Below are 21,281 nucleotides of genomic sequence, written 5' to 3'. Positions count from 1 at the left end.
AGTGGGAGCCTGCGCATCCGACAGGAGAAAATCATGGAGCCCTACGGCACCGTATTATTGGTCGAGGATGATCTCGCTTTGGCTGCCTGGATTGCCGACTATTTGCAATCGAAAGGTTTTAACGTGGTGCATTTTGCTCGCGGTGATGAAGCCTTGCAGCAATGGCAAACAGCGGGCGCCGATGTGATTTTGCTTGACCTGATGTTGCCCGGCGTTAACGGCCTGGAAATTTGCCGACATATCCGTCAGCAATCCGATATTCCGGTGCTGATGTTAACCGCGCAGGGCGAAGAGCTGGATGAAGTACTGGCACTGGAAAGTGGTGCCAATGATTATCTGGTAAAACCGGTCAGACCGCGTGCCTTGCTGGCAAGGCTGAACAGTATTTTGCGGCAGCACCAGAAATATCAGCAGCAATCGCCACTGCAGGCCGAGCGCTTGCAATTTGGCAAACTATTACTTGATTACTCCTCGCGGCGCGTCAACCTGGCCGATGAAGAAATAAACCTGTCGGCCACCGAATTCAAATTGCTCTGGTTTCTTGCTCGCCAGGCGGGTGTGGTGTTGGGGCGGCAGGATGTGTTTCGGGAAATGACCGGCCGCGATTATGACGGCCTTGATCGCCGCGTGGATATGTTGATTTCGGTATTGCGCCGTAAGCTTGGCGATAACAGCAGCCAGCCGCAACGGATTAAAACGGTATGGGGAGAGGGGTATTTATTTGTTGCAGATGCCTGGGCATAAACCATGATGCGATTGATAGCCGGTTTGATAGTTGCCAGTGTGTTGTCGCTTTTTCTGCTCGGTTTTTTTATTGACCGCATCGCCGACGATGGCACACCGACGCAAACAGAACAACTGGGCGGGCGCCTTGTTGACTACCTGGCCAATCAGTCTGACTCTTTGTCCGAAGGTCAGCTCTCTGCGCATTATCAAAAGCAAAGTGAAGCACTCGGGCTGACTTTATTTCTCGAACCCTTTCATGCGCTGGCGTTGCCGCCTGAATTAATGCAGCAGCTTGCCGAGCCGGGCGGCCTCGCGCTGGCGACGGCCGAGCAGCATTATCTGGTGCGCCAATTACCATCGCATCCGCAATGGCTGATCAAATTGGCTTTACCTGACGGCGAAGATCAGCACCCGCTGGGTTTGTGGTTAACCCTGGTGCTCTATGCCGGGTTGGCGCTATTGCTGCTGCTGTGGTTGTGGCCGCTGTTGAGCCGGCTGTTGCTATTAACCCGGGTTGCCGAACTCTTCGGACGAGGGGAGCATGAAACCCGCATGGCGCCGTCAAGGTTCAGTTATATTCCCACGCTTGAAAACAGCTTCAACCGCATGGCAGAGCAAATCAGTCAGCTGTTGCACGAAAACCGTTTGCTGGCTAAAAGCATGTCGCATGATTTGCGCACGCCCATTGCCTGCTTGCGCTTCGGGCTTGATGCCTTGCAGGAGTCGGAAGATGCTCAACAAACCCGTCGGCTGGCGGAGCGAATGGAACAGGACGTTAACCGGATGGAAGCGATGGTGAATTCGTTTCTGGAATACGCCAGTTTATCGCGCACTGCACTCACGCTGACGTTTCAACCGCTGGCGCTGAACTCCTGGATAGCGAATTATCGCGAAACCATAGCGCCTTTATTGCTGCAACATCAGCTCACCTTATCCATTGACGTGCCCGATGCACCGATACGCGCTGCCATTAATCCGCTCTGGTTCGAACGGGCACTGAGCAATATTGTGGTCAATGCCTGTCGTTATGCGCGCACCCGGGTGCAGATTCGCATTGGCCGCGAGGATCAACAGGTATTTATTGATATCAGTGATGACGGCTCAGGCATCGCTGATGCTGATCTTGAACGCATTCTGCAGCCCTTTGTGCGGCTGGATGCGCCTGGGGCCAGTGCTGAACCCCATTTCGGCCTTGGTCTTGCCATTGTGGTGGAAGTTATGAAATGGCATGAAGGGCGCGTAGCCGTGACGCGCTGTGCTGCCTTGGGCGGTGCACGTTTCAGGTTGGTATTGCCAGCGCTGGATCGCTGAGGTTTTATTAGCGGGGCATTGAAGCAAGGGTGGGGAGATCCATGATTTCACATTATTGATGTAGCTAAATACGACAGAATGTCGGTATGATTCTTACCATTCTCTGAATTATTTGACGATTTTCTCATTGCGCGCTTCAAGGCCGGCACAGGTTGGCTAAACTTTTACCACGGCTGGCAGTCTCATCCGTCAGGTGGCTTCTCCATAACCGACATACCAACAATAATGCAAGGGTGGAAATAACAATGCGCAACACGATTCTTTTATTATTGACGTCGTTGCTGGTTACGCTGGCGGCATGCAAACAATTTTCTGCACCGGGTAAAATTGAAGTGATCCAATCCTATCTTCCTGGTATCTGGGTGGTTGAATATATCGGCGACCGGCCGGTTGTTGACCGCAGCCCGGCACGTATTCATTTTGCGGAAGACGGTACGCTGAATGGCAATGCCAGTTGCAATCGTTTCTTCGGCAAATACAGCTATACCGAAGAAACGCTGATTATTGAACCCCTGGGGACTACCAAAATGGCTTGCGTTCCCGCGCTGATGGAGCAGGAGGCGCGTTTTCTGGCAGCCTTTCCCACCGCCGCCCAGGCCACGTTGGAAAATGAAATATTAATTTTGCGGGACGCTGCCGGACAGCAAATTATTCGCGCGGCGCGCGATGAGTCGGAAACTGAATGAATCAAATGGTAAAAGAGCGTGACAGCTCGCGAAAAGATCGGCGCGATTTGAAGCAGGAGGCGACTAAAATCGCCAATGCTATTCAGCAAAGCGGTTACAGCCGTGAAGAAAGTCGCGCTATTCGCGCCGGCCTGCAGCAGGGTATGGAAATGTGGTTGCGGCAACAAAATGAGCGTAGTCGCGAGTTGGACAAGCGCTCAAAAAAGACTCGTGAATTATTACGTCATGCGGAATCGGTAAAAGAGCCTGGTAATTTGTCGCAACCCCTGCAGCCACCCGTGTCAGCTCAGCGGTCTGTTCTGCCCTGGTTGTTGCTGTCAGGTTCGTGGATATTATTTGCAGCTTATTATTTCAGCCGCTGATTGCCCGGTTTATTAAAGCGGCCAGCTTTCCAATTCAAGCGTTTCTTCGTTTGCCGTCAGGCACCAACCGTGGCTGTGCCAGTCACCCAGCACAATCCGTTCGGCGGGCTGGTTATTGATTTCCAATTGATGGCGGGCGGGGCGGTGGGTGTGGCCATGAATGAGGCGTTGCACACCGGCGCTCTGCATAACGCGGCTCACCTCGGCAAGATTCACATCCATAATGTCACTGGCTTTAAGGCTGTTCATGCCTTCGCTTTGCGAACGCATATTGGCGGCCATAACGCGGCGAACAGCCAATGGCTGTGCCAGCACCTGTTGTTGCCAGGCGGGCATACGAACCTGATTGCGGAATTGCTGATAGGGAATGTCGTCGATACAAAGGCTATCGCCGTGCAGTAAAAGTGTAGGGCAGCCATACAAATCAATAAGGGTGCCTTCATCAATCAGTGTGGCACCGCAGCGGCTGGCGTAATCCTGGCCAAGCAGAAAATCGCGGTTGCCGTGCATAAAAAACAGGCGAGTGCCCTGATCGGACAGTTGTTTCAGCGCAGTGGCAACGCCTTGTGATAATTCTGAATCATCATCGTCACCGATCCATGCATCAAAAAAATCGCCAAGAATATAAAGCGCATCAGCACCGGCTGCTTTTTGCTGCAAAAAAACGTAAAACGCCCGGGTGATATCCGGGCGTAATTCGTTCAAATGCAAATCGGAAATGAACAGAGCGGTCATAACAACAATTAAGCGACAGTTACGCGCTCAATAACCACAGCATCAACCGGTACGTCGGAGTGATAACCTTTGGTTGCTGTTTTAGCGCCTTTGATTTTGTTAACAACGTCCATGCCATCAGTAACTTTGCCGAATACACAATAACCCCAACCCTGACCCGATGGTGCGGTGTGATTCAGGAAGTTGTTGTCTTTCACGTTAATGAAAAATTGTGCAGTGGCACTGTGCGGATCGTTGGTACGAGCCATGGCAACGCTGCCGGTAACGTTCTTCAGGCCGTTTTCGGCTTCGTTCTGAATTGGCTCACGGGTCGTTTTTTGTTCCATGTCTTCGGTCATGCCGCCGCCTTGAATCATAAAGCCATCAATGACGCGGTGAAAAATAGTGCCGCTGTAAAAACCTTCTTCAGCGTATTGCTTGAAATTGGCGGCCGAAACCGGCGCTTTTTCAAAATCCAGCTCAAGCACTATATCGCCGTAATTGGTGTGCAAGGTGATCATGGGTAAGTCCTCCAGCGCTGGTGTAATGAAACGAGCTGCGCATAATACGCGTCCACCCCTGACTTGACCAGTTCGGGTTGATATTGGAGTGGGTTTCCTGAGTAAATAAATGTAGAGTAAATGCACTGAGGGCTGATTTTGCTGCATTTCGCGTCAGTTTTTGAGATGGCTTTACTGGCGGCTTTTAAAGAGTTGCGAATAAAAATTATTCAATAATGTTGGTGGTTAATTTATGAATCCTGGCAAATTCATTACGCTTGAAGGTACCGAGGGGGTCGGCAAGTCGACCAATTTGATCCACGTTCGCAATTGGCTTGAACAGCGTGGTATTGATGTGGTGGTAAGCCGCGAACCTGGTGGTACACCACTCGCCGAAGAAATTCGCGAAGTCTTGCTGGCCCAACGCAATGAAGCCTTTGATGCAGTGGCCGAATTGTTGCTGATTTTTTCAGCGCGTGCGCAGCATCTGGCGGGCGTTATCCGGCCCGCGCTCGACCGGGGCGCCTGGGTGTTGTGCGATCGTTTTACCGATGCCACCTATGCTTATCAGGGCGCCGGAAGAGGGTTGGACAAAGCGATGATTTTGCAGTTGGAGGCGATGGTGCAGCAGGGCTTGCAGCCGGATTTGACCATCGTGCTGGATATCGACGTGGAAACCGGCTTGCAGCGCGCCAGCCATCGCGGGGTGCTGGATCGTTTTGAGCGGGAAGAAGTTTCCTTTTTCGAGCGAGTGCGTGCCGGGTATCGCGAACGAGCCGCGGCAGCACCTGGCCGTTATGCGGTGGTTGACGCCGGCAACCCGCTTGAGGATGTGCAGCGACAAATCGATCAGGTGCTGGAGCGTTTGTTACCTGAACAACATTCTTCAGAAGTTCTCTAGAACTCCGGCTCGCAATCAATACTGATAAATTTTCCGGAAATGGGATGGTGCAGGTGGATATGGCAGGCGTGAAGCAGCAGGCGTGGCGCCATTGCCCGTAGCTCATCGGGAGCATACAGCTGATCGCCCAGAATGGCATGACCCATACTGAGCATATGAACCCGCAACTGGTGGGTGCGGCCACTCACCGGTTCCAGCTTCACCCGGGTGACTTGCCGGGCTTCATCGCGTTCTATGACCTGATAACGGGTATGCGCCGGTTTGCCGTGTTCATGGCAAACTTTTTGTAACGGCCGGTTGGGCCAGTCACAAATCAGCGGCAGCATGACTTCACCTTCATCCTGTTCCAGCAAGCCGCCTACCACCGCCATATAACGCTTATGTATGTCGCGCGCTTCAAACTGCTTGGTCATGGTTCGCAAGGTTTGATAATTCAGCGGAATCATGACAATTCCCGACGTACCCTGATCCAGCCGATGAACCACGCGCGCGTTGGGGTTGAATTTGAGCGCCCGATTGATCAGGCAGTCCTGTTTCTCGGGGCCTTTGCCGGGTACGGTAAGCAATCCGGCGGGTTTGTTGAGAATAAGCAGGTCGTCATCCTGATAGAGGATGGTGATATTGGCAGAAGACATGGGCACACATTTCAGCTGAAAAACGAATTATCGCAAATAACAGCTGCTGTTGGTAAGCTGCAATAACCCCGCGTTGGCAACCTCCGGATTTTTGGCATGATTGAATTCCCCGTTTTACCTTATCCCTGGCAGCAACAGGTCTGGCAGCAATATCTGGGATTGCTGGCCAGCGAGAGGATGCCCCACGCAATCATGCTGGCCGGACCCAAAGGGATTGGTAAAGCCCATGTGGCGCTGGCGCTGGCGCACTACGTGTTGTGTGCATCGCCCGTGATGGGTGTGCCTTGTGGTAAATGTCGGGGTTGTCAGTTGAATCAGGCGGGCACTCACCCTGATTTGCTGGAGGTGGCTCCGGAAGAAGACAGTAAAACCATCAAGGTTGACCAGATACGCACACTGACCGAATCCATGAGCAAAACCGCCCAGCAGGGCGGTTTTAAAGTGGTGGTGTTGCAGCCGGCCGAAGCCATGAACGCCAACGCCGCCAATGCCTTATTGAAAACGCTTGAAGAGCCGGCCAACAAAACCCTGCTGATTTTGATCAGCCATGCGCCTTTCAGTGTGTTGCCTACCATTCGCTCCCGCTGCCAATTGAAAATGTTACCCATGCCGGCTCGTGAGCAGGTACTGCATTGGATAGCGCCGTTGCTGGGCGGCAGCCAGGTTGCACCGGAACTGTTGATTGATCTGGCGCGTGGCGCACCCTTAACCGCCTTGTCATTGCTGAAAGACGACACTCTGGAGCAGCGCGAACAATGGCAGCTGCAGTTGGCGCGCCTGAGTCAGGGTGGCATCTCTGCCGTAGAACTGGCGGCGCAGTGGCATACCGGCGATATTACCGCGTTGCTGGAATGGCTATCGGCTTTGCTGCACAGCGTTGCCCGGTTGCAGCACGGCCATGAAGATGCGGTGGTTGCCCGTTTACCTGCCGACTTCAAAGTCAGCCTGGAATCGCTGCGCAGCGACGTGTTGCAGCGCTATCTGGAGAAGTTGTTACACATTAAGCGGTTGTGGAATAGTGGCGCCAACCCCAATAAACAACTGATGCTGGAAGAGCTGCTAATGGACTGGAGCGCACTGCTGCGCAGCGGGCAAAACGCTGCAGCGGGCGGCGGAAAGTTATCTGGACATCGCTAGGAAGATCATTTAGTGTTTCCCGCATTCATGCTGGCGTAACCGGCAACAGTTTCAACTTCGATGGATGGATATATGCAACCTCTCGGTGGCGGTGCCCGAAATGGCATTCTTTCTCTGACAATCAAGGATAAAGCCGTACTTTACGCTGCCTATATGCCCTTCGTAAAAAACGGCGGCATGTTCATACCCACCGGTAAAAGCTACAAGTTGGGTGACGAAGTCTTCATGTTGCTGAGCCTGATGGACGAACCGGAGAAAATCCCGGTGGCGGGCAAGGTGGTATGGGTTACACCCAAAGGCGCACAGGGAAATCGGGCTGCCGGCATTGGTGTGCAGTTCAGTGATCAGGACAATACCGCGGTTACCCGCATTGAAACTTATCTGGCCGGTGCGCTTTCGTCAGATCGCCCTACGCACACCATGTAACACGGTTGTTCTGCCTGCTGCCTTTCTATTTATTTCTGCTTCCTTGACGCAATTATTGACCATCATCCCGGCAGCATCTGCTGCGATGATTACGGTGTTATCTCATGTTAATTGACTCTCATTGCCACCTTGATCGACTAAAGCTTGATGTCTATGGTGGCGACCTTGATCAGGCCATCGCTGCAGCTCATGCTCGCGGTGTCCAGCAAATGCTCTGCATTGGTATCAGTCTGGCGAATATCCGTCAGGTGGTAGACATTGCCCAACAATATCCTTCTGTGGTCGCCTCGGTAGGTATCCATCCTTGCGATGTTACTGCCGGTACTGCCAGCATTGAGCAGTTACTCGACTGGGCGAAAGAAAGCAAAGTGGTTGCGTTCGGTGAAACCGGGCTGGATTACCACTACGAAACCGATAGCAAAGCGCTACAGCAGGAAAGCTTCATCATGCACCTGCACGCCGGTGCGCAAGCCGGTTTGCCGGTAGTGGTACATACCCGTGAAGCCAAAGCCGATACCCTGGCGCTGATCCGTGAACATGCCAGCCGCGAGTTCAGCGGTGTTCTACACTGTTTTACCGAAGACTGGGAGATGGCCCGCGAGGCGCTGGAACTGAACTACTACATCTCGATCTCCGGCATAGTGACCTTTAAAAATGCCGAGCAAATTCGCGAAGTGGTGAGAAAAATGCCGATTGACCGGCTATTGGTGGAAACCGACTCGCCTTATCTGGCACCGGTGCCTTATCGCGGCAAGCCCAACGAACCGAAAAATGTGCGTGAAGTGGCTGAGTTTGTGGCCGAGGTAAAAGGCCTGCCGTTTGAAGAGCTGGCACAACACACCACTGAAAATTTCTATCGTTTGTTTGGCAAGGCAAAGCAATATTTGCCCTAAACCCTGCACCGAAAATACGAACCTGGTTTTTACCGCCCCAGTTATTACGGACCCAGTTATGACGCAGCAACAAGTACAGAGACAGCAACTATTTAAAATGCTGGAATTGCAAGACAGCATGAACACCCGCGTTCACAGCGCCTGGCGCGAGCAGGGCAATGCCTGGTATCGCGCTATCTGGGTGGAATGTGCTGAATTACTCGACCATTACGGTTGGAAGTGGTGGAAAAAGCAGCAGCCGGACGTAGACCAGGTTGCGCTGGAGCTGATCGATATCTGGCATTTTGGATTAAGTATTTTGTTGCAAAAAAGCCCCGCCAGCGATGCGATGGTGAGCGAGGTTTTGGCGCAATTGGTGCAACCTGTCACCAGCGCTGATTTTCGTAAAGATGTAGAAGCCTTTGCGTTGGCAACGCTTCAGGATCAGCATTTTCATGTGCAACATTTTGCCGGCCTGATGCAAGGCGTAGAAATGACCTTTGATGATTTGTACAAAGGCTACGTGGGTAAAAATGTATTGAATTTTTTCCGTCAGGACCACGGCTACCAATCCGGCAGCTACCGGAAATTGTGGCAGGACGGTCGCGAAGATAATGAACATCTGGTCGAGGTGGTCAGCCAGCTGGATGCCTCGCTGGCTGATTTCAGCGAGCAGCTTTACGCTAGATTACTGGCGCGTTATCAGCAAAATTAACGATTTACGCGGCATTTTTTGCCGCAAAACCAGCGCGTTACGCCCCTGGTAAATGGCCGCGCTCTGTAAGAGCGGGAGTGGCAAAGGGCAGCGAATAACTGCTCTGCAGTGATTTGATAGATGAAATTGGTTATCAAATAACGCTATAATCCCGCCCCGATCAACGGCACAAGATGCCGGTTCTTCTGTTTTATCAACCGAATTTATTAAAAACGGAGTTCTATTGTGAAAGCACCTGTAAGAGTTACCGTCACTGGCGCAGCTGGCCAAATCAGCTACTCTCTTCTGTTCCGCATCGCTGCTGGCGACCTGTTGGGCAAAGATCAACCGGTAATCCTGCAATTGCTGGAGATTACTCCGGCACTTAAAGCACTTCAGGGTGTAGCAATGGAACTGGACGATTGTGCCTTCCCATTGCTGGCTGGCATCGTGACCACTGACGATCCGAACGTTGCTTTCAAAGATACCGACTACGCCTTGCTGGTAGGCGCTCGTCCTCGCGGCCCGGGCATGGAGCGTAAAGACCTGCTGTCTGCCAACGCTGCTATCTTCTCTGTGCAGGGTAAAGCGATCAACGATCACGCTTCCCGCAACATTAAAGTATTGGTTGTTGGCAACCCGGCTAACACTAATGCCCTGATTGCCCAGCGCAATGCGCCGGATATCAACCCGCGCCAATTCACTGCCATGACCCGTCTGGACCATAACCGTGGCCTGACCCAGCTGGCGCAAAAAACCGGTAAAACCGTAAACGACGTGAAAAAACTGATCATCTGGGGCAACCACTCTGCCACCCAGTATCCGGACGTTCATCACGCAACTGTTGACGGCAAAACCGCTACTGACCTGATTGACCAGGCCTGGTACGAAGCAGACTACATCCCGACTGTACAACAGCGCGGTGCTGCTATTATTGCTGCCCGTGGTGCTTCTTCTGCTGCCTCTGCTGCTTCTGCTGCGCTTGATCACATCCGCACCTGGGCTCTGGGTTCTGCCGAAGGTGATTGGGTCAGCATGGGCGTTTACAGCGATGGCAGCTACGGCATCGAAAAAGGTCTGATTTACTCTTTCCCGGTTGTTTGCAAAAACGGCGATTGGGAAATCGTTCAAGGCCTGGAAATTAACGAATTCTCACGTGGCAAAATGCAAGCTACTGAAAAAGAGTTGCAGGAAGAGCGCGACGCAGTAAAAGAATTGCTGCCAGCGTAAGTCTTCTGAATAAACTCTCTCCTTGAGAGAGTGGTTTCCGGGAAAGCCCTTGCTCGCAAAGCAAGGGCTTTTTTATTGGATTAAATTTTTTACGTAAATAAAAACCCCGCTCGAATTTATCGAGCGGGGTTTTTTGTCGTCACCGGCAAGCGCCGGCCATCAAGCGAGTAGATTACAGACGTACACGAATACCGGCAGCAATCCGGCGCTCCTGCACAGATAACGAGTGGAACTGATTCTCGAATTGTGCGTAGTTGCGATAGTTGGTTTCTGTCAGGTTGGTACCTTGAACATACACCGTTACGTTGTCGATAACATCATAGTTAACGGACACGTCCAGATAGCCTGCTGCTTCAGTCCAGTTACCCATACTGATGGGGGCTTCGTTGGTGTTCAAGCCAACACGACCCTGGAAAATATCGCTGCGCCAGTTGTAAGCAATACGCGAGCTGAGTTTTTCACCCTGGTACCACAATATGGCGTTGTACTGATGCTCCGAGTTGGATTGCAGCGGGAAGCTTTTGCCTTCCAGATCTTCATCGCCCGAGTCACTATCGGAATAGGTGTAGTTAAATTCAACACCGGTATTACCGAAGATGCCCGGCAGGAAATCAAAGGATTGCTTGTAGCCCACTTCGAAACCGGCGAGGTCAGAGGCCGATACGTTCTGGGTCGTCCACACGTTAGCGGTACGGCGAACCACGCCGTCGGAATCCGGATAGGTGCGCGCTTCCTGCAAGGTTTCAGTCGCGGTATCTACCTGAATCAGGAACACACCTATGCCCAGAATGCTGCCTTCTGCAAAATACCATTCGGCAGAGGCGTTCCAGTTGTCCGCGCGCCAGGGTTTAACATTCGGATTACCCTGGTGGTTACCACCGCCCGGGCTGGTCACTACGTTGTATTTGCCTTCGGCATCTTCACGCGTACCGTCCGGGGTATAAACCTTGTATTCCTGATACCAGAGAACTTCGTCTTCGCCAACGTTAACCAGGTCGTTTTGACTCATGGTTTTGTTGTAGCCGAAACGCACAATCACATCATCCGTTGGGAAGAAGCTGATGTTCGCCGCTGGCAAAACATCGGTGAAGGATGTTTTCGTAGTCTTTGTACCCAGCTGCTTATACATTACCTGCCAGCCGGCTGGTGGTTTGCCCATTGCAGCTTCTGCACCACCACCGTAGTAGCTGCCTGGTGCTGGAACGGCACCAGCAGCGTAAGTGCTGTTTACCACTTCACGCTTGGTCTCAACAACTCTTAAACCGAGGTTACCGGCATAAGGAATACCAAACAGACCCTGGTCATTTTCAAAGTTGCCCTGGAAATAGATCGACGCAGAATCTTCAACAACCGAGTAAGCCTTTGCCGGGTCGGCAAATTTGGTGGCGCCAGGGTAAAGTGAATTCATAAAGCCATTGACGTTATCCAGAGACTTTGGATTCAACGCCGCCACACCTGATTCAAAGCCGTTAAACGGACCGAAATCGTTGTAGGAAATCAGCTGGGATTTCAAGTTGTCGAAGGGTGCTTGCCCCATGTCAGCATTGCCTTTGAAGTCGTACCAATCCGGGTAGCGTTGCCATACATAATCGCCTGGCAATTCCTTGAATTGCAGTTCTTCAGGAACGGCCGGGTCTGCCCAGGTTGAGTAACGGCCAGTGGGGGTCATATAGTCGGATTTGGTAGTTTTTACATCGCGACGATCCACGCGCACACCGAAATCAAACGATTTGAAGTCAGCAACTTCAAATTCATAGGAGCCGTCAGCGCGCAATACATCCATGGTCGCTTCGTCTTTTTGTTCAAAGGCAGCTGCCTGGAACAAATTCAAACGGTCGATGCTGGACAAATCATCGCCATACGTAAAGGTTGGATATTCTTTGGTGTAATCCACAGTGACCAGGAAAGGATCGCGTGGATCATTTACGCCATCGTTATCGGCATCAATCCAATACCAGGCAGGTGTACCTTGTTGAAAACTGGCTTCTTCCGATTTTCTGTTCGCTTCAGCGTGGATATAGCGCACAGAACCTTTGAAGGCTTCGCCTGAATCAAACGCCAATTCGAAGTTGCTGTTGATTGCGTCAGTGTGGTTTTGTTTGCTTTTGGTAGTTGCCTGGAAATCCGGCGCTTCAACGACAGCGACTTGCAGCGAGTTGATTACCCGATCCGGTGTATTGCCAGTGCCGCGCACTACAGTCTCTTTGGTAGTGACAGACCCTGGACGCAACACATCATAGTTGGAGTCGCGGCTACCATTAAATTGTGTTTCTACACCACGATCGTATTGGTCCATTTTGGTGTAAAAAACTTCACCGGTGAATGTTAATGAATCACTCAGGCGGGATTGGAACGAGGTGGCAAAGCCTTCGCGCTCACGCTCCATTACATAAGCTTTTACGCCATAACCTGCCGGTACCAGATAGCGGTCAGTAGTGGTGTTGCCGTCGCCATTCAAATCCAGCGGGTCGCCACCGGCGTTCACGAAGCCCAGACGTGAGTCTTCGTACATTTGATAGTTGGCTGCGTTGGTCAGCGAGCTGAATGCGCCAAAGGTGAAGCCGAGGTCGCCATTATTCCAGGCTACGAAAGCATTAACGTCGTGGTTGGCATCTTTGGTAATGGAGCCTTCAGAGGTTTCCAGTGCAGCGGTGCCAGTCCAACCCTGTTCCATATCCAGAGCGCGGCGGGTTTTCAGATCAATTACACCGGAAATACCGCCCGCAGCAGTGGATGCAGACTGGGATTTAATAACGTCTACGCCGGCAACCATGGAGGCAGGGATGTCGGAGTAGTTAGCGCTAACCTTGGTAAGGGACCATGGGCTAAGGAAAGCTTCTCCATTTAATGTAGTCAGTACCTGCGGCATACCGCGCACGTTCAGGCTTGAGCCTTCACCGGCTTCGCGGTCAATTTGCACGCCGGATACACGCTGCAAGGAGTCGGCGATGGTTACGTCGGGTAATTTCCCGATATCTTCCGCAACGATTGAATCCACAATCACAGCAGAATTACGCTTTACATCTACAGCCGCTTTCTGCGAGCCGCGAATACCGGTAACTACGATTTCTTCAACCGAGCCCCCGTCCACACCTGCGTTCTGCGCAATTGCCGGGCTGGCCAATACCGCTACCGACAAAGCAGCGACACAAGATGACAAAATGGTTTTTTTAAAATGTGGAGAGCCCATGAAATCCTCGTAATGGTTGAACCCCATAACATGTCACAGACAACCCCGATCAGCCTTATCGCTGCGGAAAAACAGCAGGATGATTGCCAGCAGGGACGACCCGTCAATGGAATGTGGTTACTCAATGAATAGGCGGAACACCTTTGTTTATTACTTATCGCTTATTGCTTTTATGTTGTTGGATGCTGAAATCCAGAAACGGGCGTAATAATGTTAGATTATGTAATCGTTTACAACCGTTTTACGTGAAAAAGGTTAAAATTTTTAAAGAAGTGTTGGCAATGCAATACGGCTTGGGGCTAATAAATATCTATTATTGTTTATTATCAGTAACTTAATTGTTTTTTAGTGGTGGACTATTTTAGGGCTTACTGCCATTGAAAATCTCAAATATCGCATGATATTAAGTAACCGTTTACATTTTTGTCGCATGAAACATATTTTCCTTGATGGAAAATGCCTGGAATGGTTACTCGAAGTCAGCACTTCAGTAGCCGTTCCTCATTAAGGAATCCCGACTTTCTTGCTGTGGTCGCTGGTTGGAATTGGCAGGGAAAACCGGGGGCTCCCGGTGTTAAAAATCCGGCGGGGCCCGGCCGGATGCAGTGAGGGATATCACGGGAATGGCAATCCAGGGCGCTGGCGACGGGTTTCATCTGTCAGGCTAATGTGAAGCCTTGGGATATCCCGATTTTAAAGCTCGCCAGGCGCGAAAGTGTTTTCGGAGGGCAGCTTAATGTGGCCTGGCCGGCACAGGAAACTCAGGGTATCGTTCTTTGAGTTTCTGGCCCAGATAGATACCGGTTTGCAGGCTCAGGTGATGTTCATCCCAGCTGAAAGGTTTGTTGTTAAAAAACAGTCGGCAACTGCCAATATCATCGCCGTCACACAACAATGCTTTTTTGCTGATAAATACCACCCGATCTGACGGCAAGGTTTTCAATTCCTGTTCGTACAAGGCAAAGCTCTTGATAAATTCCTGCGATTGACGAATATCTATTTGCTGGTTAACCAGCTCCGCCATGCCCCGGTTCAGCACGATGTAATTGCCGAGCACAATGATATTTGCATCCGACAGCGCCTCAATTGCCTCAAGAGTTTTGGCCAAATTTTCTGCCCGGTACCAATCAAAGTAAACACTGATAATAACCTGATCAAAATCTTTCAAATAATCAGCCGACAGTATTTTCCGGTTGTGATCAATGCATTTTTGACGATCAGGATGTTGAGGGCTTAACAGACTCTGATCTTCGGCAATAAGCGGCGGACAACCGCCAGGCAAAGTATCCATTACATAATGCTTTTCAGGAAATGCCGTTAAAAACATATTAAGGGCATCGGGAGCATGGCTGTCTCCCATAATCAAAACGTTGTTGGTTTTATCGGGAGAGGGCACTTGGCAGTTATCCGATGCGCGTGTTTTGCACAATCTGGACAAAAGCCGGAAACGATCACCCATACCTTCTTCGATTTTTTCCTGGGTAAACTGATTGGCACCAAACCGCGAGGGCCAACCGTCACTCTGGATAATAATCAGGCTGCTTGCGGTAATAATGCCGGCGGACAGAAGCAGAGTGAGCGCCAGCGTTTTTCCTGAGATTTTGAAATGGTGACCGGATTTTTTTCGAAAAGGTGTTTCTACAAAGCGGTACATCAAATAGCCGCCACCGAAACTTAATACCGCAATCGACAATTGAGCGGTCCATGTGAGCACCGGGAAAAAAGCGTACTTGTAAATAACGATCAATGGCCAATGCAATAAATAAGCGGAATAGGAAATCAGTCCTGTGAAGCGTGGCAGGCTGCTCCCAAGTAGCCTTGCAGTGGATGTGTTGGCCGTTGAGTGAATCAATAGTGCGGTTCCCAGTGCCGGAATCATAGCGCTCAAGCCTGGGAATAGTGTGTCTTTCTGGTAAATAAATACCGGTGTTAAAATCAGGGCCAGGGCAATAAGTGAGACGCCTTCCCGTAGCGCCCGGGTTTTTATTTGTGATTGATATAAATAAAAGGCCATCGCGCCAAGGGCAAATTCACAAATTCGAAATGGCATCATAAAGAAAACCATCGAGCTGTCGTGCAATAACCAGTACTGGGCGCAAACCAGTGAAATGGCACCGGGAATAATTAATACCGCAATTGACCAGCGCCTGGCGAAAAATAATAAATAGAACGGCCAGACCAGATAAAATTGCTCTTCAACGGAAAGGCTCCACATATGCAGCAAGGGTTTCATTGCCGCGTCAGTACCAAAATAACCGGATTCTAACCAGAGAAATATATTGGCGACCGAGAAGAGTGCCTGCAAAGCACTATTTCCCAGCGCTTCCAGTTGTGATGCAGAAAAAAGTATGCAGCCGGCTATCAATGTTAGCGCAAGGGTGAAAAGTAAGGCGGGCAGCAGTCGACGCGCCCGGCGCACGTAAAAGTCTGCCAGGGAAAAACGATCTTTCTCTATCAGGTTGCGTATATGCGATGTGATTAAAAAGCCGCTAATGACAAAAAAAACATCAACCCCGATAAAACCGCCGCTAAACAGGGCAATGTCCAGGTGAAAGAGTAAAACGGCCAGAATGGCAACGCCTCGCAACCCGTCAATGTGCGGAAAATAAGCGTTGCCAGGTCGAGATTGCGTCATAGATAAAATCACCAGGGGTCGTTCAGGCGGTTGATCGTTTTATTGTTAAGGCTGCCAATTACAAGAGCCTCTTTTTCGAGGCTCCTGATCAACCCGTTATTGAATTACCTGCTGTTAAAGACTATGCCCACAATTTAATAAAATCCGTCAGAGTTTTGTAATTTCCAACCAGCCACTGACGGATTTTCCAGCGGGCACTGTCCATTTTTCGGTCAGTACGGCACCGCGTTCCATGCAGATATAGTGTTGTTCCTGGCCGGCGCCGATATCGGCAATGTTGGCAGCGTTGGCAGCGCCCGGGTTCCAGGTGACCACGCTGGGGGCGTTGTGGTGATCAATGCGGATGCGTGGTTGGGAGTTTTCAATAACCAGACTTTCGCTAACCGCCGGGAATACGCGATCTACTTCGCCGTGGAATTGCAGCGGGCCATGTTGTTGCTTGCTGGCGTGTTTTTCGAGATTGTCCAGGTAGGTTTTTCCGGCCAGAACCGGGATTTCTACTGCCGCCAGATTGCTCACCGGGTGGTAGCTGTGTAGTGCCCAGCTGGTAGTGAAGTCATTTTCGCTGTCGTTGTTGACCGTCAATTCCAGTTTGGCCGATGCGCCCAATGAAAAGCGCAGGCTTGCCGAAAATGCCTGGGGAAACAGCGGGTGATTTTGACTCGCAAAGCTGAACAGCAACTCAACGGTGTTGTCTGTGGAGGTGCTGGCTGAGGTCAGTTGCCATACGTTATTGCGAGCAAAGCCGTGTTTGGCGGCCTGGCTGTCGGTTTCGTGAGGGCCAAACCAGGGAAGGCAAACCGGAACGCCACCGCGCAGCGCAGCACCTTCCGAGAAATTGCAGTTGGGGCTCAACCACAGTAAATCCTCGCCCCTGGTCGGAACAAATGACAGCAAGTGCGCGCCCTGAAAGGCGATTACCGCTTCAAACGCAGACGTTTTAACCTCCAGTAGTGGCAAACCTTCGCCCGGCGCTGCCGGGTAGCGATCGCGGCTGGAAACCAGTTGCAGAAATGGAGATTGTTCAATCAGGGCGAGTGTCGCCGAAGACAATACAGACATGTACAAACCTTATTGCAGGAGGTTGGCGATAGAAAACAGCAAGTGGCGAATTTTAACCAATGGCTGAACATCCTGCATCCCAATTCTCATGGGTGTTACCGTCGGCTTTGGCATTGACGGCCATACACAGTATCATGCGCCCCCGGATTTTGATGAGTGAAAGGTAATCAAGTGAGTAAACCGCAATTTGTTATTGGGCAACGTTGGATCAGTGAATCTGAAGCCGAGCTGGGATTGGGGATTGTGCTGGACATGGCCAATCGTCGGCTCACGCTGAGTTTTCCGGCAGCAGGCGAGCGCCGTACCTACGCTGTAGACAACGCCCCGGTGAGTCGTGTGGTTTATCAGGTTGGCGAAAAAGTGAATCACCAGAATGGCACCGGCATCACTATCACCCGCGTGCTTGAACAACAGGGTTGTCTGCTGTATTTCGGCACCACTGCCGACGGTGAAGAGTTGGCGATTCCGGAATTCGAACTGGACAGCTTTGTACAGTTTTCTACCCCTAAAGACCGCTTGTTTGCCGGTCAGCTGGACAAGCACCGCCATTTCACACTGCGCTATCAAACCCTTCATTACTTGCATCAGCATCGACACTCACTTGCCTATGGCCTCGCCGGGCCACGGGTGCAGTTACTGCCGCATCAGCTTTATATCGCCGGCGAAGTTTCTTCACGACACGCGCCGCGCGTTTTGCTGGCCGATGAAGTGGGTTTGGGTAAAACCATCGAAGCCGGCTTGATTCTGCATCAACAATTGATCAGCGGTCAGGTCAATCGTGCGCTCATCGTGCTGCCGGCCAGCTTGCAACACCAGTGGCTGGTGGAAATGCTGCGCCGTTTCAATCTTGCCTTCACCTTGCTTGATGAAAAGCGCTGTCAGGCGCTGACCGGGCTGGATAGTGACGAAATCTCGGTTGACTATCATGATGAAGATGATGACGAGCGCGCGTCCGAAGTCACCAATGACAACCCGTTTGAATCCGCCCAATTGGTAATTTGCTCTCTGGATTTTCTGACCGGCAACCCATTGCGCTTGCAACAAGCAGTAAGCGCCGGTTGGGACATGTTGCTGGTTGACGAAGCGCACCACTTGTTGTGGAGCGAAAATAATGTCAGCAATGAATACCGTTGTATCGAAGCGCTGGCGGCGGTGGCACCGGGGCTTTTATTGTTAACCGCTACGCCTGAGCAGTTGGGGCTGGAGAGTCATTTTGCCCGGTTGCGTTTGTTAGACCCGGATCGCTATTACGATCTGCCGGCTTTTATTAAAGAACAGCAGGCTTATCAGCCGCTGAACAACCTGGTGCAGCAATTACTGGCGCACAAGGATTCTGCTGCAGCTTCGCTGCCCGATGCCTTGATAAAACAACTCGCTACCTGGTTGCCATCGGCAACGCCTGCGGCGGTAAAAGCCGGTGATTTTTCCGTACAAATCGACAGCTGGATTGCCGAGCTGCTGGATCGTCACGGCACCGGTCGCGTGTTGTTCAGAAATACCCGTAACTCGGTAAGCGGCTTTCCCGACCGCCAATTGCATGCTCATGAAATTGAGCTGACTGAAGAGCAGCGCGAAGCGCTTAATGGCGAAAAGTTGATTGAGGTGTTGCGCCCGGAAAAATTCTGGCAACAGCAATCCGATGAAGCCTGGTGGCTGGCTGACCCGCGTGTAACCTGGTTGAGCGAATGGTTGAAACAAAACCGTCGCAAAAAAGTATTGATCATCTGTGCTAAAGCCCAAACGGCTGAATCGCTGGAAGACTACCTGCGTTTGAGAAAAGGCGTATTGTCGGCGGTATTCCACGAAGGCCTGAATTTAATTGAACGCGATCGCGCGGCAGCTTATTTTGCCGATACGGAAGAGGGCGCGCAGGTTCTGGTGTGTTCTGAAATCGGCAGTGAAGGGCGCAACTTTCAGTTTGCCCACGACCTGGTGATGTTTGATCTGCCGATAAATCCGGATTTGCTCGAACAGCGAATTGGCCGTCTGGATCGTATTGGTCAAACCCAAACCGTCAATATCCATGTTCCTTTTTATCAGGCCACCGCGCAGCAACGTTTGCTAGCCTGGTACCATGAAGGGCTTAATGCCTTTGAAAAAACCTCGGCCATTGGTCAGGCGGTGATTTCCCATTTTGGTGACCGCTTTTTGCAGGCACTCACTCAGCGCGATGATGGCGACTTCAATAACTTGTTGAAAGAAGCCGCAGTGCACAGCGCATCGCTGGTGCAGCAAATGCAGGAAGGTCGTGATCGTTTGCTGGAGCTGAACTCCTGCAAGCCCGAACAGGCGGAAAAGTTGGTGGATGCGTTGCAAGCGGCTGAACCCGCCGTTTTGTCCAACTACCTGGATGCGGTATTTGATGCGTTCGGTGTCGACTCGGAGCGTCATAGCGAGCGCAGTCTGGTGTTGCATCCGGGCGATCACATGCGGGTGCCATCTTTCCCGTGTTTGCCCGAAGGCGGCGTCACCGTCACCTTTGATCGCACCCAGGCGTTATCCCGTGAAGATATGCAATATCTTACTTGGGAGCATCCGCTGGTTCGCGGCGCCCAGGAATTGGTGACACTGAGCGATTTTGGTAATACTGCTTTTTGCACCTTAAAACTGCCTCCGTTAAAACCCGGCACGTTAATGTTGGAAGCCCTGTTTATTTTGCATTGCAGTGCGCCGGCGCATTTGCAGTTGTTCCGCTATATGCCGCAATCCATGTTGCGGGTGTTGCTGGATAATAATGGCAAGGATCTGGCGGCGGTATTGGGTGTAGAGCAAATTAGCAAACTGCTGCAAAAAGTGCCCCGTAATAACGCTCGGGACATTGTGCGTCACGCCAGGCCTACCTTGTTAACCATGCTCTCGCAAGCGGAAGAGAAAACCGCAGCAAAACAACACGAATTGATTCAGGCGGCAAAGGATTCCATTACTGCGCAATTGACTGCCGAGCTGGAGCGTATGAAAGCCTTGCAGCTGGTCAACCCCAACGTGCGCCAATTGGAAATTGATAATTTGCAACAACGGCTTGACGACAGCCTGGCTTATCTCTCCCAGGCTACGCTGCGGCTGGATGCGCTTCGTGTCATTATGATTATTTAATCGACTTTTTATCGGAAATAAACCATGTATATATTTTCAGCCAATGCCACCGCCAGCAAAGCTCGCGATGATATTGAAATCGGTCAAAAAAAAGCTTTCATTGTTTACATTCATTTTGCCGATCTATTCGGTGCCGAACAGTTATGCAAAATTTATTTAATGCGCGCCGGTTTTACCGCCATTGAAATTGAAAAGCGCAAGCTGGTGCCAAAAAATTTGCTGGAAGATCCGCGGGTAGTGATGGCCGATAAAGCAATGGCCGAAGCCATAAAAACCGGTTATATGATTCAGTTGTTTGATGAGTAAAACGGGATAGACGAATGACCGCTGTTCGGTCATTCGTCTATTTTTTGGCAGGTTCAATCCGGTTTTTTGTGGTCGGCGGTAAAGGCTTTGAATTTTTCCAGTGTTTCTTCGCTGATGTGATGCTCAATGCCTTCTGCATCGTACTCAGCCGCCTCGCGGCTCACGCCCAGACTGATCAGAAAATTAAGAATAATCTGATGTCGCGTTTTGCACTTTTCTGCCAAATCCACGCCGGTCGGCGTTAAAAATATCGACCGGTAGGGTTGGCTGGAAACATAACCCTCTTCTTTCAAACGGTTTAATACCTTGCTGGCGGTGGCGTGTGTAACGCCAAGGCGTTGCGCCAGATCGCTCAGGCGGGCTTCCTGATTTACATGAATCAAATCGGCGATCAGTTCGACGTAATCTTCCGTCGTTTCTACCTTATGGGCCTCGCGAACTCTTGAGAACCATTTGGCCTGAATTTGTGGGTCAACCAGTTGTTTGGGCACAACCTGCTCCTGGGGAAAAGGATATGACGGCGCTTCGTTGCTGCGTCATCACCACCGGCTTGCATGAGCCGGCGGATGGAGTCTTCTGCATAAGGGTTAGGAAACCGTGTCGCTATCTTAAAGCAACCGCTACCCTGGAGCTATGATTCAGATCAGTAAAGCCCTGCTATAGGCGCGTGCACCACTTCCCGATTTAACAAACATTATTCTTTCTCACCTGAGAATCTCTTGCATCGCTCTTGACGCAAAAGTGTAGCAACTGCTAAATTTGTTTGCTTTGGCATCATTGAAGATTTCAGCAATCGGCATC

General features: G+C 51.1%; 19 protein-coding genes. 12 read left to right on the top strand and 7 right to left on the bottom strand.

Annotated elements, in window-relative coordinates; genetic code table 11:
• The first annotated feature begins 33 nt into the window (after positions 1-33).
• The 4 genes from C4F51_RS10885 (at position 34) to C4F51_RS10870 (ending at position 3,085) form a co-directional block, all read left to right on the top strand.
• Positions 34-744: a response regulator transcription factor gene (locus tag C4F51_RS10885; protein ID WP_193909715.1), complete on the top strand. Its 711-nt coding sequence runs from the start codon at positions 34-36 to the stop codon at positions 742-744.
• Positions 745-747: 3 nt separating this feature from the next.
• A complete protein-coding gene (locus C4F51_RS10880) occupies positions 748-2,037 on the top strand; it encodes a sensor histidine kinase (protein WP_193909714.1) in 1,290 nt (429 codons plus the stop codon).
• A gap of 245 nt (positions 2,038-2,282) precedes the next feature.
• Positions 2,283-2,723, top strand: coding sequence for an META domain-containing protein (locus tag C4F51_RS10875; RefSeq protein WP_193909712.1), 441 nt, complete (start codon positions 2,283-2,285; stop codon positions 2,721-2,723).
• A complete protein-coding gene (locus tag C4F51_RS10870; RefSeq protein WP_193909711.1) occupies positions 2,720-3,085 on the top strand; it encodes a DUF2956 family protein in 366 nt (121 codons plus the stop codon). The genes C4F51_RS10875 and C4F51_RS10870 overlap by 4 nt, the downstream gene beginning before the upstream one ends.
• Before the next feature lie 12 nt (positions 3,086-3,097).
• Here the strand turns inward: C4F51_RS10870 and lpxH are convergent, their stop codons facing one another.
• Positions 3,098-3,820 carry a UDP-2,3-diacylglucosamine diphosphatase gene (gene lpxH, locus C4F51_RS10865; protein ID WP_193909709.1) on the bottom strand — a complete coding sequence of 241 codons (723 nt, stop codon included), beginning with the start codon at positions 3,818-3,820 and terminating at the stop codon, positions 3,098-3,100.
• 8 nt (positions 3,821-3,828) lie between these two features.
• Positions 3,829-4,320 (bottom strand): peptidylprolyl isomerase, encoded by a 492-nt coding sequence (locus C4F51_RS10860; protein WP_193909707.1) that lies wholly within the window; start codon positions 4,318-4,320, stop codon positions 3,829-3,831.
• Between the two features lie 232 nt (positions 4,321-4,552).
• Between C4F51_RS10860 and tmk the strand changes: the two genes are divergently transcribed.
• Entirely contained in the window at positions 4,553-5,200 is a 648-nt protein-coding gene (tmk, locus tag C4F51_RS10855) for a dTMP kinase (protein ID WP_193909705.1), read from the top strand.
• On the opposite strand, the gene C4F51_RS10850 is transcribed toward tmk, so the two are convergent.
• Positions 5,197-5,835 carry a pseudouridine synthase gene (locus C4F51_RS10850; RefSeq protein WP_193909703.1) on the bottom strand — a complete coding sequence of 213 codons (639 nt, stop codon included), beginning with the start codon at positions 5,833-5,835 and terminating at the stop codon, positions 5,197-5,199. The two genes, tmk and C4F51_RS10850, sit on opposite strands and share 4 nt — an antisense overlap.
• Positions 5,836-5,931: 96 nt before the next feature.
• Here C4F51_RS10850 and C4F51_RS10845 point away from each other — a divergent pair, with 96 nt between their 5' ends.
• The 5 genes from C4F51_RS10845 (at position 5,932) to C4F51_RS10825 (ending at position 10,194) form a co-directional block, all read left to right on the top strand.
• Positions 5,932-6,972, top strand: a complete 1,041-nt coding sequence (locus C4F51_RS10845) for a DNA polymerase III subunit delta' (protein WP_193909701.1) — start codon at positions 5,932-5,934, stop codon at positions 6,970-6,972.
• A 72-nt stretch (positions 6,973-7,044) separates the two neighbouring features.
• Positions 7,045-7,398: a PilZ domain-containing protein gene (locus C4F51_RS10840; RefSeq protein WP_193909699.1), complete on the top strand. Its 354-nt coding sequence runs from the start codon at positions 7,045-7,047 to the stop codon at positions 7,396-7,398.
• 104 nt (positions 7,399-7,502) lie between these two features.
• The gene (locus C4F51_RS10835) at positions 7,503-8,291 is read left to right on the top strand and encodes a TatD family hydrolase (RefSeq protein WP_193909697.1); all 789 of its coding nucleotides are present in this window, start codon (positions 7,503-7,505) and stop codon (positions 8,289-8,291) included.
• Positions 8,292-8,349: 58 nt separating this feature from the next.
• Positions 8,350-8,985: a dUTP diphosphatase gene (locus C4F51_RS10830; RefSeq protein WP_193909694.1), complete on the top strand. Its 636-nt coding sequence runs from the start codon at positions 8,350-8,352 to the stop codon at positions 8,983-8,985.
• Between the two features lie 225 nt (positions 8,986-9,210).
• Positions 9,211-10,194 carry a malate dehydrogenase gene (locus C4F51_RS10825; RefSeq protein WP_193909692.1) on the top strand — a complete coding sequence of 328 codons (984 nt, stop codon included), beginning with the start codon at positions 9,211-9,213 and terminating at the stop codon, positions 10,192-10,194.
• 172 nt (positions 10,195-10,366) lie between these two features.
• On the opposite strand, the gene C4F51_RS10820 is transcribed toward C4F51_RS10825, so the two are convergent.
• From C4F51_RS10820 to C4F51_RS10810, 3 genes are all read right to left on the bottom strand, one after another.
• The gene (locus C4F51_RS10820; protein ID WP_193909690.1) at positions 10,367-13,384 is read right to left on the bottom strand and encodes a TonB-dependent receptor; all 3,018 of its coding nucleotides are present in this window, start codon (positions 13,382-13,384) and stop codon (positions 10,367-10,369) included.
• A gap of 733 nt (positions 13,385-14,117) precedes the next feature.
• Entirely contained in the window at positions 14,118-16,019 is a 1,902-nt protein-coding gene (locus C4F51_RS10815; RefSeq protein ID WP_193909688.1) for an acyltransferase family protein, read from the bottom strand.
• Between the two features lie 147 nt (positions 16,020-16,166).
• Entirely contained in the window at positions 16,167-17,081 is a 915-nt protein-coding gene (locus tag C4F51_RS10810) for a D-hexose-6-phosphate mutarotase (RefSeq protein WP_193909686.1), read from the bottom strand.
• Between the two features lie 171 nt (positions 17,082-17,252).
• On the opposite strand from C4F51_RS10810, the gene rapA reads away from it, so the two are divergent.
• A complete protein-coding gene (rapA, locus tag C4F51_RS10805) occupies positions 17,253-20,174 on the top strand; it encodes an RNA polymerase-associated protein RapA (RefSeq protein ID WP_193909684.1) in 2,922 nt (973 codons plus the stop codon).
• A gap of 24 nt (positions 20,175-20,198) precedes the next feature.
• A complete protein-coding gene (locus C4F51_RS10800) occupies positions 20,199-20,480 on the top strand; it encodes a hypothetical protein (RefSeq protein ID WP_193909682.1) in 282 nt (93 codons plus the stop codon).
• A 53-nt stretch (positions 20,481-20,533) separates the two neighbouring features.
• Here C4F51_RS10800 and mntR read toward each other — a convergent pair whose 3' ends face one another.
• Positions 20,534-20,971 carry a manganese-binding transcriptional regulator MntR gene (gene mntR, locus C4F51_RS10795; protein WP_193909680.1) on the bottom strand — a complete coding sequence of 146 codons (438 nt, stop codon included), beginning with the start codon at positions 20,969-20,971 and terminating at the stop codon, positions 20,534-20,536.
• Positions 20,972-21,281: the final 310 nt, after the last annotated feature.

The organism is Cellvibrio polysaccharolyticus (assembly GCF_015182315.1).
Classification (GTDB): domain Bacteria; phylum Pseudomonadota; class Gammaproteobacteria; order Pseudomonadales; family Cellvibrionaceae; genus Cellvibrio; species Cellvibrio polysaccharolyticus.
This window is presented reverse-complemented; position numbering and strand designations above follow the sequence as displayed.